Below are 16,280 nucleotides of genomic sequence, written 5' to 3' on the forward strand. Positions count from 1 at the left end.
AAAAAAATAAAACAATGGAAGAGGAAATAGGAATGTATCTTGATGATGCAAAAGAAATGATGGAAAAAGCCATTTCTCATACAGAACACGAACTATCTAAAATTCGTGCGGGTAAAGCTTCTGCATCAATGTTAGACGGTTTAACTGTTGATTATTATGGTGCTCCAACTCCTATTAATCAAGTTGCTTCAGCAACTACTCCAGATGCTTACTCTGTAGTAATCAAGCCTTGGGAAAAGAACATGCTTTCTGAAATTGAAAAGTCAATTCGTGATTCAGACCTAGGTGTTAACCCTGTAAATGATGGTGAGCAAGTAAGAATTAACATGCCTCCATTAACAGAAGAAAGAAGACGTGAATTAGTAAAAAGAGTAAAAGGTGAAATCGAAAAAGGTAAGATTTCTATCCGTAATGCTCGTAAAGACACTAACGACGGTCTTAAGAAATTATTAAAAGACGGTGCTTCAGAAGATGCTATCAAAGATGCTGAAGCTTCTGTTCAAGACTTAACGAATGCCTTCACTAAGAAAATTGAAGAAGTTTTCGTGAAGAAAGAAAAAGATATTATGACTGTATAAGTTGTATTTTTCAAAAAAAGAATCACCCATTCTACAAAAGAATGGGTGATTTTTTTTATTCTAAGTCTACACTTTCAGCTATTTTATTTTGGTTTCTATAACCTTCAATATCTAAGTACCAATCTGTATTTGTTGCTCCTCCGCTTTCTGCAAAAGCTTGGAAGTTATGATACACATTAGTAATATCTCTACCCTCTAAAGGTGGTTCGAATACTTCCGGTATATCTAATGCCCATGGATGGTTGTCTTCTGTTTCGAATCCGTTATCGGCGTCATTACGATTCAAGAGATCCGTATCAAAGTGTGCGGTGTAATCTTGACCAGCAAGATGTACTTCTCTTGATCTATCATTTGTTCTAAAAATAAATGGATTGAAATTCCAATGTACGCCAGGGTCGGCAGGAGTATTTAATACCACTGTTACTACGATATCATCCGTCATTGTTATATCACCTGAAGTTGTTTCTAATCTGTCGTTCATATTATCAAATAATAAAACCACAGCTTTATTGGTATCATTTCCAGTTTCTATGCCTTTAGAATCAAGTTCTACAACTGTATTCGTAGTGTAATAACCTGTTACACTTGTTATATATGATGCAGGATAGGGCGTTTCTATGGCGGCACCATGTACTAATCCAGCCTCTACTTGAACACCATTACAATCAATAATTAATTCAACCACATGACCAGCAGCATTTTTTATAAAATGATAGTTGTAATCTATTACTACGTCATTAAAATCATAATCACCTTTTCGTGGGTATAGATCCTCAAAAGCATAAGAAGCTTTTACATCATATGCAGGATAATAGCTGTCAAAAGCTTTATTTGGATCGTTCGGATAATCGTCATTTGAGTCGATGACACCATCACTGTCCGTATCAGTTGATGATACCCCGGAAGATCTTTGGTTTGAGGTTACATCTGTAAATGTAGGAGAGGAGGAGTTGAATGTAACATAAACATTATTACCAGTAATCCCTGTCGTTTCCAAGTATGACCCCGTAGTAGTTCTAGCGATTACTTGTATGTTTTTTACATGTATTGGTAATCTAACGGGATGATTCATGTTGGATTGAGCATTGGAAATCATCTTACCTACTTGTCTTACATCTCCTGATGGTAAAACATATCTATATTCGTATAAAACTTGTTCATCTATTCCCTCAAAATCAGCGTGAAGAGTTAATTCTTGTGATGTTTTAAAAGTAAAGCCTTCTGGAATAGCGGTTTCTTCAAATGATGAAGCAGTAGTAGTAGGATCGTTTTGATTTGGCATATCACCATCAATTGTTTCAGTACAACTTACTGCCCCAATTATTAGTAGAGATGATAGGAATAAAGTAGAGAATTTTAATTTCTTCATGGGTCATTATTTATAATTGGGATGTCAGTAGAAATTAGGTTTAATTGTGATCTTAAAATGAAATGACATCAAATATTTGCTATCTACCCAACATGATGAAATTGAAAAACGTTTGTTAAAAATCTTCTTTTTTGGAGGTATGTAAGGAAAAGTTAGTTTAACGAATAAAAAGATTTTGTAAATGAAAATATAAGCAGTGCTAATTGTACAAAACAAAGAACGCTACAGTTAATAGTTATCTGTAGCGTTCTTTTATATTACATTTCTAATAATGCTCCAAAGAGTCCTAAATTTCGAACCCTATCTTTTACTACAAGTGTAGAAACTGTTGTATTATGTTGTTTCATTAAACTTTCTGTGGTACTACCAATAAAAGTAGCAGCTAAAGCAGAACGGCCTCTTGAACCCATTACAATTAAATCAGCATCTTCTACCAATGAGATATTAGATATAATTTTGGCTTCGTTATTTCCGTAAAGATCAAAATGTAATCTTTCTTTGTATTTTACATCTTCTAGATCGAATTGCTTTAAGAAATTCTTACATCTTTTTTCTGCATGAAGCTGTAAAACGGATGCATACTCTTCAGGAGACTTTCCAGAGGCAGTATAACCTGTTGGCAAGGCGTAGACATGAAGAATAACAAGTTCCATATTATTTCTTTTCGCTACATTGATTCCTTCAATCATTGCACGTTTCGACATTTCAGAAAAGTCGATAGGAACAATTGCTTTTTTTATAGGAACCTGAGGATTTTCTGATACAGTTAGAACTGTACAAAAAGCATAACGAGTGAGTAGACGTGCAATTGTCCCACTTCCTTCTGCTATGTTCTTTTTGCCTGCAATAATAAGTTCTACCTTATTTTTCTTAGAATATTTTAAAATTTTGTTTGTTGGATCGTTAGATTCAGAAACAATAAATTCAAACTCTACATTTCTAGTGTTTAATTCTTTATGCTTTTCTACCAAGTCAAGCATTTTGGCTTTTGCCATTTCTTTTCTTGATACAAGCTTTCCATTGTACTCTACTTCATCTTTTCCGGAGTTATCTTTAAGCACGTGCATTAAAATAACTTTGCGAACAGTTGAAAGAGGCGAAGCTTTAAGCGAATATTTGATGATTGCATCATCAATATAAGTAAGGTCTAGCGGTAAAAGCGCTGTCTGTGCATTATCCATGATAATCGTAATGGTATAAGTAGTAAAGGTTATTCTCCTTTAGAACTTCTCTAGAAAATAGGTATTCCAGGTAATGTTCAAGCCATGTAAATTGTCTAAAAGATGACTTTTATTAGGTTTCATGCAATTTACATGCTTATTTGTAAATATTCACAAAAAAATTAAACTTTCTGTATCAAACCACCAATTAATTTTGAAAGATGTGGTTCAGCATTTTTTGCATTCTCTAAAATTTCTGATAATTCTACAGGTTTCAATGCACCTTCATAGCATAAATCAGTCACTACAGAGACAGCAAATACAGGTAAGTTCATGTGTACCGCTACAATTACCTCAGGAACCGTAGACATCCCCACAACATCTGCACCAATAATTCCCAAGTATTTATATTCAGCTTTTGTTTCAAGGTTAGGACCCGTTACAGAAGCATAAACTCCTTCGTGCACAGGAAGTTGATGTTCTTGAATGACTTCTTTAGCAAGTTCTCTTAAGTTTTTATCATAAGGTTCGAACATATCTGGAAAACGATCGCCCCAATCTGCAACATTATGTCCAGTAAGAGGATTTTCAGGCATTAAATTGATATGATCATTTAATATCATCAAATCGCTTTTATTGAAAGATGGATTAATTCCTCCTGCAGCGTTAGAAATGAATAATGCTTTAATCCCAAGTAATTTCATTACTCTAATTGGGAAAGTGACTGTTTTCATATCATATCCTTCATAATAATGAAAACGACCTTGCATTGCGACGATTTTTCTTCCTTTAAAGTAACCGAAGATCAAACGTCCTTTATGAGATTCTACTGTGGATAAGGGAAAGTTATCCAATTTTTCATAGGGTAAATCGTATTTGATATCAAATTCTTCGACCAATCCACCAAGGCCTGTACCTAATACAATACCTACTTCGGCTTGGAAACCGTCAATTAGCGTTTGGATTTGTTGAACACAACTTTCGACTTTCTCTTTGTATGAAATCATTGGGTGATAGATGATGTGATTTTTAATTGGAAATGAAAACATCTCACTAAACTGCTTGAACAGTCTAGTGAGATGTATACTATTAGTTGAACTTATTTTTAAGCATCGCAAGCTTGTCTGCCATCGATAAGTTCTCGTTATTTTCTTCTCTTTGTTGAGGTCTACGATTGTTTCCTCCTTGTGGTCTTCTTCCAGATGATTGTTGAGGACGTTTCTGCTGTGTAGATCCTCCGCCATCAAGTCCTTTCATTGATAGTGCAATACGCTTTCTAGCAATATCAACATCAGTTACAACCACTTGTACTTTTTGATGTACTTTAACCACTTCGTTAGGATCTGAGATGTAACGATCGGCCATTTGGCTTAAGTGTACCAAGCCATCTTGGTGAACTCCTACGTCTACAAATGCTCCAAAATTAGTGATGTTAGTAACGATACCAGGAAGTTTCATTCCTACGGTTAGATCCGACATCTTTTCTACACCTTCTTTAAATTCGAAAGCTTCGAATTGCTCACGAGGGTCACGACCAGGTTTCGCTAATTCTTTCAAGATATCAGTTAGAGTAGGGATACCTACTGTAGCAGTGACATAATCGTCTAATTTGATTTGCTTATGAAGATTCTCATTGGCCATCAAATCGTTCACTTTTACACCAAGGTTTTCGGCCATCTTTTTCACGATGTCGTAACTCTCTGGGTGAACTGCACTAGCATCCAATGGATTTTTAGCATCTCTAATTCTCAAGAAACCTGCACATTGCTCGAATGCTTTTGGTCCTAAACGAGGTACTTTTTTCAATTGTGCTCTTGAAGTGAAGGCTCCGTTCTCGTTTCTGAAATCAACGATGTTCTTCGCAATGCTTGGTCCTAAACCTGAAACGTAAGAAAGTAATTCTTTACTAGCAGTGTTTACTTCCACACCAACGGCGTTTACACAACTCATAACAACATCGTCCAAACTTCCTTTAAGTGCAGTTTGATCAACATCATGTTGATATTGTCCCACACCAATTGATTTAGGATCGATTTTTACCAATTCCGCCAATGGATCCATCAAACGACGACCAATAGAAACGGCACCTCTAACAGTAACGTCTTTGTCCGGGAATTCGTTTCTAGCTACTTCAGAAGCAGAATAGATAGAAGCACCACTCTCATTTACCACTACGATTTGAACTCCTTGAAGTCCTAATCCTTTCGCAAACGATTCAGTTTCTCTACTTGCTGTACCGTTTCCAACAGCGATAGCTTCAATATTGTGCTTCTCAACCAAGTGTTTGATCATAGAAGCAGATTGTGCTACTTGTTTTTGAGGTTCGTTAGGGTAGATGACAGCATCGTCTAACAATTTACCTTGACTGTCCAAGCATACTACTTTACAACCTGTTCTAAAACCAGGGTCTAAAGCCAATACTCTTTTCTGACCAAGTGGAGCAGCTAAAAGTAACTGACGTAAGTTTTCTGCGAATACCCCAATGGCTTCCTCATCTGCAGTTTTCTTAGACGCTAATCTAGATTCACTTTCCATTGATGGCTTCAATAAACGCTTGTAAGCATCTTTTACAGCCAATTGAATTTGATCTGCTGAAGGAAGACGACGATCCACGTGGATGTCTTCCAATAAGAAAATTGCATCTTCTTCTTCTGGAGAACAGTCCAAAGAAATAATCATCTCTTTTTCTGCTCTTCTCATGGCAAGCACTCTATGTGATGGTGCTTTACCCACAGATTCTGTCCAGTCGAAGTAATCTTTATATTTTGCACCTTCCTCTTCTTTACCAGGAATAACTCTTGCTTTAAATGCACCTTTGTTCATGAACAAGTCACGCATTTCTGCACGCGTTTCCGAATCTTCGTTCAATCGCTCAGCGATAATATCTCTTGCACCCGCTAAGGCTTTGTCCACAGAATCCACGTCTTTTTCAGGATCGATGAATTTTTCTGCTTCAGCAAGAATATCCGAAGATAGATCAGGAGAAACCATCAAGTCAGCCAAAGGCTCTAAACCTCTTTCTTTGGCCACACTTGCTCTCGTTTTTCTTTTTGGTTTATATGGAAGGTAGATATCCTCTAGCACAGTCATTGTTTCTGCTGCTAGAATCTTCTTTTTTAAATCATCCGTAAGTTTACCTTGATCATCGATACTTTTAAGAATCGCTTCTCTTCTTTTTTCAAGGTCTCTTAGTGACTGAGCCTTATCTCTAATGTCGGCCACTTGTACTTCGTCTAAACTTCCTGTGACCTCTTTTCTGTATCGAGAAATGAAAGGTACGGTAGCTCCATCGTCCAACAACTCTAATGTGGCACTGACTTGCTTTTCTGATAAGCTCAATAACTGAGCTACTTTTTGTGTGATATTCACCATTTCGAACGGTAAGTGTTATTTAAAAAATCACCCATGTAGGCTTGAATCGATTCCAATGATCATCAAATTATTTGATGAAATTGGAGAGAGCTGAATGATCTAGAAACCTGATATTGATATCATTTAATATGCGCAATATTTATCGTTGAACGCAGGTTTAAAAATCTTGTAATTAGGTCATTCAGCAAGCCTCCAAAAATAAGGTTTAAGAATGAGGAATAAAAAAAACCTCATTTCTTATTTTAAAGAAATGAGGTTTTTTTGTTAAATCTATGGTAGATAAATTCTAGTTCTCACCAGGGTTGATCATTGCACAACGGAAACCGATAGTTGCTGTTGCTGAATCTTGATCTAAGAAACGACGAGTACCTGCTGCCATCCAGTAAGCAACGTCTTTCCATGAACCACCTTTATAAACACGGATCGAGTTCGAGATGAACGTGTTGTACTGACGTACATATCCGTATGATTGGTAGTTGTAACCGTGCTCAGGACCATCTAAGTAGTCATTCTTACGAACAGGGTTTAAGTCATCCATATCTGAGTAAGAAAGTGGACGGTAGATATCTTCCACCCATTCTGATACGTTACCCGCCATGTTGTAAAGACCGAAGTCGTTTGGAGGGTTGTCATAAATCCATGATGTAATCATTGCACCATCATTCAATTTACCACCGATACCAGCGTAGTCACCACGACCACGTTTGAAGTTTGCCATCATATCACCCATGTGCTCACCGTAAGGGTTACGAACTGAGTGACCTGACCAAGGGTAGATACGACGCTCAGAGTAGTTTTCGTCGATATCTTGAAGACCGATCAAGGCTTGTGCTGCGTAATCCCATTCTGCTTCAGTAGGAAGACGGAATGCTGGAAGAACAACACCTGACTCTAATGGAATTGGCTCGCCGTTTTCTGCAGCTTCAGCTTCCTCGTCAGTACCGTTATTGACCGCTAAATTTTTGTTTACAACTGTTGTACGCCATGCACAGAAGTTTTGAGCTTGTGCCCAAGTTACACCAACTACAGGGTGGAAACGGAAACCAGGATAACGTAAGTAGTGATCTACATATTGATCGTTAAATGCTAGTTGTTCTGCCCATACAGTAGTATCAGGTAATGCTTCTTCGTAAGAAACACCAGATACCGAAGAGTCAGTGCTTACGTAATGTAAGTATTCTAACCAGTGAACGTTGGCAACTTCCGTTTCGTCCATCCAGAAAGAAGCAACTGATACAGTTCTTTCTACGTTATCACGAGATTTCATTAAATCTTCCTCGTATGAACCTAACACGAAACGACCACCCTCGATGTAACGCATGTTAGGTACTTCGGGCATTCCTTGGTAATCTCTAACGGCGAAAGAATTGTCGTCTTTTCCATTATACTCTAAACCAGTCATAGTACTGTAGCCTCCTGGATGGTTTGCGTCAGGCTTGGAGCTCTTAGCACAACCCGATACTAGTAGTGCGGATATCAACACAGAAGCTAAGTAAAGAAGATTCTTTTTGCTCATGATATATAATTCTCTATTTTTATTTCACACCCAAAAAAGGTGTAATTTTAATTCCTAAAAATCGTTTCTAAATGTGAATGAAACGTCTACGAAAAACAATAATTCAATAATTGTACCCAAAAAACCGATCAATGGAATTTTTTTTGAAAAAAAGTATTTATTGATCTAATTTTTCCAATAAAACCATTGCGTCATTTATACTGTTTATCCCATCAATATTGATGATTACACGCTTTTTTGTCTCTTTTATCTGACAATTTCTAGGATGGGTCTGTACATACATTAAAATTTTTCCAAACTCTTCCGATTGATAATAAGCGGCTTGTGTATGCTCTAATAAATATGCTTTTAACCCTTCGTTTTTGAGAATTAATTTCTCCATTCCCAATTTAGAAGCTACCCAACGCATTTTTACTGTTTCCAATAAATCTTTTACCGGTTGAGGCATTGTTCCAAATCGGTCTTGGATATCTTTTATATATCTTTCTAATTCTTTTTCATTTTTAAGTTTGTCTGCACGCATATATAAATTTAGTCTTTCTGATATACTGCTGACATAGGTATCAGGAATGAGGATTTCGAAATCAGTTTCTATAACAGTATTTACTTTCACCGTTTTATTGGCCAATTCTTCTTTAAATAAATCGGCAAACTGAGTCTCTTTGATTTCCTGAACGGCTTCTTCAAGAATTTGATTAAATGTATCAAAACCTAAATCATTGATAAAGCCCGATTGCTCACCACCCAATAAGTCGCCTGCTCCTCGGATATCAAGATCTCGCATAGCGACCTTAAATCCATCACCTAAATCGGAGAATTCTTCAAGAGTGGATAATCGTTTTCTAGCATCCGTAGATAACCCGATAGTAGGAGGGGTTAATAAATAACAGTAGGCTTTTTTGTTAGATCTACCTACACGGCCTCTCATTTGATGCAAATCTGATAAACCAAACATATGGGCTTGATTTACAATAATGGTATTGGCATTTGGAATATCTAATCCAGACTCGATAATATTAGTGGATATCAATACATCATATTCACCTTGTATAAAGCGAAGCATGATTTTCTCCAAAGTGGGGCCATCCATTTGTCCGTGAGCATAGGTCACTCTCGCATCTGGAACCAATCGCATGATATTATTAGCGAAATGTTCAATATCAGCCACTCTGTTGTGCACGAAGAAAGCTTGACCGCCTCGCATCAATTCATTATGTACGGCATCACGAATAATTTCATCACTATAAGTAGAGATTTTTGTAGTGACCGGCTGACGGTTGGGTGGAGGAGTTTCAATAACAGATAAATCACGCGCTCCCATTAAGGAGAAGTGCAATGTTCTAGGAATAGGAGTAGCCGTAAGTGTTAAAGCATCTACGTTTACTCTCATCTCTTTCAACTTCTCTTTGGTTTTTACCCCAAACTTCTGCTCCTCATCGATAATCATCAATCCCAAGTCTTTAAACTGAACGTCTTTACTTGTAATTCGATGCGTACCTATTAATATATCTACTTTTCCCTCTTTTACATTTTTGAGGGTTTCTTTAATCTGTTTTGTTGTTCTAAAGCGATTGATATAATCTACAGTACAAGGCAAGTCGCCCATTCTTTGCACGAAAGTCTTATAATGTTGCATCGCCAAGATCGTCGTTGGGACTAATATAGCGACCTGCTTACTATCGCAGACTGCTTTGAAAGCTGCACGAACAGCCACTTCTGTTTTACCGAAGCCTACATCACCACAAACCAAACGATCCATTGGATACGGTTTCTCCATATCCTCTTTCACATCTTGAGTCGCTTTCGCCTGATCGGGAGTATCTTCATATAAGAAAGAAGATTCCAATTCTGCTTGCAGGTAGCCATCTTGTTCAAACTGATAACCTTTCGATTCTCTACGTTTTGCATAAAGACTGATCAACTCTGCAGCAATGTCTTTGACTCTTTTCTTTGCACGCTTCTTTTTATTTTCCCATTCGGGTGATCCTAATTTACTAACGGTCGGCTGTCTTCCTTCCTGCCCAGAATACTTTGATATCTTATGGAGGGCATGCAAACTTAGGTACAATAAATCGTTGTCCCTGTAGACCAATCGGATACTTTCTTGTTCTTTATCTCCAGCTTTGATCTTCTCCATTCCGGCAAAACGACCTACACCGTGATCCATGTGTACCACGAAATCTCCCGCTTTCAATTCTCTCAATTCTTTAAGCGTCATTGATTTTGACTTAGAGAACTTTTTCTTCGACTTGGCCGCATGGAAACGTTCAAAAATCTGATGATCTGTAAAACAAGCCACATTCATTTGCTGATCGATGAACCCACCTCTTAAACTTAAGTTTAATTCTTGTACAAATAGGTCGGGTTTGATCTCGTCGAATATGGTCTGAATACGCTCTAATTGTTTGGGTAAATCGGAGACAATTATATTTCTAATTCCACTTAACTGCTGTTTTTCTAAAGTTTCGCTCAACAAGTGGAAGTTTTTATTAAAACTAGGCTGAGGTTTGGCATCAAATGCTATGGTTTCTGCATTTCTGATGCCCTTTCTATTTCCAAAAAGGATTCTGTGTAACGATGATAGTTTCTTTGTAAATCCCTTTCTTGTTTCAAATAATTCTTCTGGAGAATTGATGACTTGAGTACCACCACTCACTTCTAGAATTTCATCAAACTTTGCAGTGGCCTTATCAAAAAACTGATCGAGGGTGTCTACCAACAATTCATAGTCCTTGATCCAAACCGTGGCATCAGGAAGGAAATCAAGTAATGATTCTCTCACTTCCTGCATCAATTTATTGTGGACGTTTGGAACAATTGGGGCATGTTCTTTATCTTCTTGAGATAATTGAGTCACCGGATCGAAAGTTCTGATGCTTTCAATTTCATCACCAAATAATTCGATACGGAAAGGTAACTCGTTGGCAAAAGAGTAGATATCAATAATACCCCCACGAATAGCAAACTGACCTGCTTCGTAAACAAAATCTGTAGGTTCAAAACCATATTCAATTAATAGTTCTCGAATAAAGTTTTGATCGATATCCTCTCCAACTCTAGCGACATAGGTATTTTCTACCAACGACTTTTTATTGATCACCTTCTCGGTTAACGCCGGTGGATGAGTCACCAATAAAGCTCCCTTGTTTTTCTTTTCGTTGAGGGTGCTGAGTGTTTCTGCTCTTTGAAGCACATTGGCATTTTCTACCTCTGTAAATTCAAAAGGTCGTTTGTAAGAAGATGGGAAATAAAGTACATCTGCATCGGGTAGAAGATTCTGAAGGTCGTTTAAGAAATACATGGCCTCTTCTACATCGTGCATCACGAAAACATGACAACCTTTTAGCTTATTATAAACAGTAGAAGCAATAATGGAATCTAAACTTCCGCAAAGTCCTTTTAGATATGAGGCACTTTCCGGTTTCTTTAACTGATTCAGTAAAATTCCAGTAGTACTATCCGATTGATAAGCTTTGATTAAATCTTTTAATTCTATTTGACGCAGGTCTTGTAAATCTCCCATGAAAATTTTTTAAAACGACATTACATATCAGTAAAGACAAAAATAGGGGAGTTGTTTTAGAAAATGTATGATTTTGTGAAATCTTTTTTTTTAACTTTGATAGTTCATTATTTTGATTGGATTAAGTCAACACCATGTCGCAAAAAACAAAAACGACAAGTATCTTATTTGTCAACATATACAGATTTTTATTGATATTAAGTTTGTATTCATCTGCACGATTCATATTCTTCTTTTTAAATAGCACCTATTTTCCCGATGCAGACGTCATCACCCTCTTTCTAGGAGGAATAAAATTTGATTTGCCTGCAGCGATTTATACCAATGCCATCTTTGTATTGATGAGCTTGTTCCCTTCACAAGTAAGGTACAATAAGGTATATCAAAATGTGATCAAGTATTCTGTATTTATCGTTAATGCCATTACTTTGGCGATGAACTTGGCAGATACCATCTTCTTTAAATTTACATCTAAAAGAACAACAGCATCTATATTTCAAGAATTTGCTCATGAGGAAAATGGAGCGACTTTATTCTTCCGTTTCCTATTTGTTGATTATTGGTACATGACGGTTTTATGGGTTGTACAAATGTTCTTATTTATAGTCGCCTATAATAATGTGGTGTTGACTAAACCAAGAGTGAAACAACCTGTCTTAAAATATACTTTGATTCATTCAGTGATATTTTTAGTATCAGCAGGTTTGTTAGGTGGTGCTGCGCGAGGTGGTTTTGATGGAACAACAAGACCAATTTCGTTAAATAATGCTGGGGAGTTTGTTAAAAAGCCTCTTGAAATGTCGGTGGTATTGAACACTCCTTTTGCCATGTTGCGTACGATCAACAAAAAAATAGCACACAAAAGAACGTATTTCTCTCAAGAGGAATTATCAAAAATATATTCGGCATATCATCACCCTAACCAAGAGAAACCACAAAAGAAAATGAATGTGGTGACGATTGTGATTGAAAGTTTTGGTCGTGAATATGTATCGGCAATGAATCAGGATCCTTTAGATCCAAACTATGTAGGATACACACCTTTTACAGATTCTTTGATTCAACATTCCAAAGCTTATGTGAACGCATTTGCCAATGGTCGAAAATCAATTTCTGCTTTGCCTTCTGTGATTGCAAGTATTCCTAATTTCTATTCGCCATTTGTATTATCACATTATTCAACAAACTCTATTAATAGTATTGCTTCTGTTTTAAAGGAAGAAGGATACTATTCGGCCTTTTTCCATGGTGCACCCAATGGATCGATGGGGTTTGAAGCCTTCATGAATGTGGCGGGGTATGACGATTATTACGGTATGACCGAATATAACAACGACGACGATTTTGATGGCACTTGGGGTATTTGGGACGAACCGTTCTTACAATACTATGCGGAGACAATGAATACTTTCAAGGAACCGTTTTTAAGTTCATTATTTACTCTGTCATCTCACCATCCATTTAAGATTCCAGAAAAATACGAAGACACATTTAAGGGTGGTCCACTACCTCTAAACCGAGGAACACAATACACCGATTATGCTTTGAAACGATTCTTCGAGACAGCATCAAAAATGCCTTGGTTTAAGAATACAATATTTGTGATTACGGCGGATCATACCAACCAAGTGTATTATCCTGAATACACCACAAGCCTTGGCCTATTTAAGGTACCTATCATTTATTATGTTCCAGGTGATGAAAACTTTGTTGGTATGGATTCTACCATCACCCAACAAATTGATATTTTCCCAACCATCATGGATTACCTAGGAGTGAAGCAAGACTATATTTCTTTCGGATCATCAGCAATTGATTCTACAGGAAAACATTTTGCCGTAAACTTTCTCGATCCGGGTACTTTCCAAGTCACAGAAGGAGATTATACTTTAGGTTTTGACGGAGAAAAGGTCACTTTCATGTATAACTTCAAAACCGACCGCATGCAGGAACATGATTTGAAAGGAACAGGTTTGGCAGAGGAAAAACAATTGGAAGATTTGGCAAAAGGAATTATGCAGGAGTTCTCGGAGAGGGCGATTGATAATAGGATGACAGCGAGGGGGAGTGAAGAGTGAAGAGGGAAAAGTGAAGAGCGAAGGGAAGAAATGAAAAATTAAAAGTGAAAAATGAAAAACGTAGTTAGTTGATCTAACGCAAGAGTTCTCCATCAAAATAGATTTACTTTGATGGAGAACGCGTTATTGTCACTAACTACGTTTTTAACTTTTAATTTTTCACTTTTAATTTCATAAATTAGAATATGAAAACTGGAATAAAGCTAACTATAGAAACTCCTTGTCATGAGGATCCAACCAATTTTAAACCGACTAAGAAAGGTGGTTTTTGTAGTCATTGCCAAAAAGAAGTAGTGAATTTTACTGGTATGACTGATAAACAAATCATTCAGTATTTGGAACAGTCTAAAGGGAAAGTTTGTGGTCGTTTTAAAGAGGACCAATTAAAAAGTTATTCTCTTGTTCAGCCAATACCACCAAAAAAGAAATGGTTTCCTGGAGTGGCTGTGATATCATTACTTTCTCTTTTACCTATGTATGATACTAAAGCGCAAACGGATGTACCTATAGAAAAAACGGAACACAAGGATATTGAAGATAGTCAGGATAATAAAAATGATATTATTGTCAGCGGTATTGTTAAAGATGAAGATGAACAGCCATTACCTGGAGTAAGTATAATCATAGAGGGGTCCACAACGGGAACTATAACCAATTTAGAGGGAGAATTTAAAATTGGTTCTTTAAAGGAGGGAGATATTTTATCTTTTCAATACATTGGATATGAAACCCAAACGAAAAAAATTGCCCGAAATTCAAAAAATGAATTAAAAGTTGTATTGACTATGGATTATTGCAATTTGATGGGTAATGTAGCTGTACATGATATTTATGCATCCAACAAGAAAACCTTTTGGCAAAGAATCAAATCAATTTTTTAATGAAGAAATTCATCTTTTTCTTTTTACTTTCTCTTTCAATTCAAGCTCAAACCACTTGCAATAAACTAAACGAATATCATAAAGCAGATAGTATTGCATTAAACTATAAAGGAAGTGAACTGACAGAACTTTATCATCTTACAATAAACCTTACCAAAGATTTATCATCTGATATCGATAAATACAGAAGTATTTTTTATTGGATCTGTACTAATATACAAGGAGACCGTCTCAATAATTCCAAAAATCAGCAGATGCGGAAGAAGTATGCTAAAGATGAGGCAAAGCTGAAAGAATGGAATGATAGTTTTGCTCGAAAATCTTTCAAAATTTTAGTTGAAGATCATAAAACCGTTTGTACCGGTTATGCTTATTTATTAAGATCTATGTGTAAAATGGTCGACATTGAATGTGTTATTGTTGATGGCTTTGGAAGAAATATTCAATCCGCTTCTCTTTCAAAAAAAAGTCTTCCAAATCATTCTTGGAATGCTGTTAAGTTAGACGGGAAGTGGTATTTATCAGATCCAACTTGGGCAAGTGGTTACTTTAAAAATAACGAATACACCTTTACTTTCGATTTCAATGAAGGATATTTCTTGTCGAGTCCTGAACAATTTATCCTCACTCATTTTCCTTTGGATGAAAAATGGCAGCTTTTAGATAATCATTTGACATTTGATGAATTTACTCAAAAGCCATTGCATTATCACTTTGCCTTTTCACATCAGATTTTTCTAGAGAGTCCTTCTACTTTTAGTAATCAAGTGATGAAAAATGAAGAGTTTATGATCACTCTAAAAGCTATTGATATTAATTCTGAGAAGTTGAGTTTAAGGTATGGTAAAGAATTGTATCCCTTAAAAGCAGAAATAACAACATCATCAAAAGATAGTATCATTATAAAATTAAAACTCCGTTCTAAGGGATATTATGATATTCATGTTTTTTATGGAGAAGAGATTGTGGCTACTCTCAACTACAAATCCTCGGGGAAAATGAAAAATTAAAAGTGAAAAATGAAAAACGTAGTTAGTTGATCTAACGCAAGAGTTCTATCATCAAAATAGATTTACTTTGATGGAGATCGCGTTATTGTCACTAACTACGTTTTTAACTTTTAATTTTTCACTTTTAATTTAAACCCACGGTTTAAGTCTTAGCCAATTCTTCTTCTTCGCAATCGTCCAAGACAACCAAACCGTCATTAAACCGACGATCGCACCTGCGGATACATCTACTAGGAAGTGTTGCGCTAGGTACATTCTTGAGATAGCGATAGTAATACCGAAACCTAAACCGATAAGAATACCTTTCCAGTTAGGAAGCATCAAGATGAACATTCCTCCAACAACAAATGCCGTGGTGGTATGTCCCGATGGGAAAGTATCTATGGTGTGTAAATGATGCTCTAATATTTGATTAAAAGCATCTGTGCCATGTAAGCCGGCAGGGCGTAAGGCGAAGTCAGATCCTTTTAGTATTTGTTCTTTAACGAGATATACGATAATGCCGTGTATTGCTGAGGCCATGACTAGTACGGTCCAATATTCTCTTTTTAGCCAAAGAAGGATAAACAATAAAGGGATAAGTACTAGACCGTCACCTAAGTGAGTGGCATAGGCAAAAAAGTTATTCCAGAAAGGAGTATTGATATCGTTAAACCAATGAACGCACCATGCGGTGGCGGTTTCATTTGTTACAATGGAGATGATAAATGGAATAAACATCGCCAAAGTGGAGTAAATGAGTAATTTTGATTCTTTGTCTTGCATCTGTAATTCTATTTTCCTCAAAGGTATT

At 36.5% G+C, this 16,280-nt stretch carries 11 protein-coding genes; 4 read left to right on the top strand and 7 right to left on the bottom strand.

The genetic code is table 11. The features are described 5' to 3' along the window. Nucleotides 1-14: 14 nt before the first annotated feature. Nucleotides 15-578, top strand: coding sequence for a ribosome recycling factor (gene frr / locus KMW28_RS04690; RefSeq protein ID WP_066209853.1), 564 nt, complete (start codon nt 15-17; stop codon nt 576-578). 55 nt (nt 579-633) lie between these two features. Here the strand turns inward: frr and KMW28_RS04695 are convergent, their stop codons facing one another. The 6 genes from KMW28_RS04695 to mfd form a co-directional block, all read right to left on the bottom strand. Further along, nucleotides 634-1,947 carry an LruC domain-containing protein gene (locus KMW28_RS04695; RefSeq protein ID WP_169664361.1) on the bottom strand — a complete coding sequence of 438 codons (1,314 nt, stop codon included), beginning with the start codon at nt 1,945-1,947 and terminating at the stop codon, nt 634-636. A 257-nt stretch (nt 1,948-2,204) separates the two neighbouring features. Next, nucleotides 2,205-3,128, bottom strand: a complete 924-nt coding sequence (locus tag KMW28_RS04700) for a universal stress protein (RefSeq protein ID WP_066209850.1) — start codon at nt 3,126-3,128, stop codon at nt 2,205-2,207. Between the two features lie 161 nt (nt 3,129-3,289). Then, nucleotides 3,290-4,114, bottom strand: a complete 825-nt coding sequence (locus tag KMW28_RS04705; protein ID WP_169664362.1) for a purine-nucleoside phosphorylase — start codon at nt 4,112-4,114, stop codon at nt 3,290-3,292. Nucleotides 4,115-4,196: 82 nt separating this feature from the next. Further along, nucleotides 4,197-6,479 (bottom strand): Tex family protein, encoded by a 2,283-nt coding sequence (locus KMW28_RS04710; protein WP_169664363.1) that lies wholly within the window; start codon nt 6,477-6,479, stop codon nt 4,197-4,199. A 286-nt stretch (nt 6,480-6,765) separates the two neighbouring features. Further along, the gene (gldJ, locus tag KMW28_RS04715) at nt 6,766-7,995 is read right to left on the bottom strand and encodes a gliding motility lipoprotein GldJ (RefSeq protein ID WP_066209846.1); all 1,230 of its coding nucleotides are present in this window, start codon (nt 7,993-7,995) and stop codon (nt 6,766-6,768) included. Between the two features lie 157 nt (nt 7,996-8,152). Continuing rightward, entirely contained in the window at nt 8,153-11,518 is a 3,366-nt protein-coding gene (gene mfd / locus KMW28_RS04720; RefSeq protein WP_169664364.1) for a transcription-repair coupling factor, read from the bottom strand. A 134-nt stretch (nt 11,519-11,652) separates the two neighbouring features. Here mfd and KMW28_RS04725 point away from each other — a divergent pair, with 134 nt between their 5' ends. The 3 genes from KMW28_RS04725 to KMW28_RS04735 all read left to right on the top strand — a co-directional run bounded on the left by KMW28_RS04725 (nt 11,653) and on the right by KMW28_RS04735 (nt 15,487). Continuing rightward, entirely contained in the window at nt 11,653-13,596 is a 1,944-nt protein-coding gene (locus KMW28_RS04725; RefSeq protein WP_169664365.1) for an LTA synthase family protein, read from the top strand. 185 nt (nt 13,597-13,781) lie between these two features. Beyond that, nucleotides 13,782-14,477, top strand: coding sequence for a carboxypeptidase-like regulatory domain-containing protein (locus KMW28_RS04730; protein WP_169664366.1), 696 nt, complete (start codon nt 13,782-13,784; stop codon nt 14,475-14,477). Then, nucleotides 14,477-15,487, top strand: a complete 1,011-nt coding sequence (locus tag KMW28_RS04735; protein ID WP_169664367.1) for a transglutaminase domain-containing protein — start codon at nt 14,477-14,479, stop codon at nt 15,485-15,487. Before KMW28_RS04730 ends, KMW28_RS04735 begins: the two co-directional genes overlap by 1 nt. A 129-nt stretch (nt 15,488-15,616) precedes the next feature. Here the strand turns inward: KMW28_RS04735 and KMW28_RS04740 are convergent, their stop codons facing one another. Then, on the bottom strand, nt 15,617-16,273 hold the full coding sequence (locus KMW28_RS04740; protein WP_169055530.1) for a phosphatase PAP2 family protein: 657 nt from the start codon (nt 16,271-16,273) through the stop codon (nt 15,617-15,619). Between the last annotated feature and the right edge of the window lie 7 nt (nt 16,274-16,280).

The organism is Flammeovirga yaeyamensis (genome assembly GCF_018736045.1).
GTDB classification, from domain to species: Bacteria; Bacteroidota; Bacteroidia; order Cytophagales; family Flammeovirgaceae; genus Flammeovirga; species Flammeovirga yaeyamensis.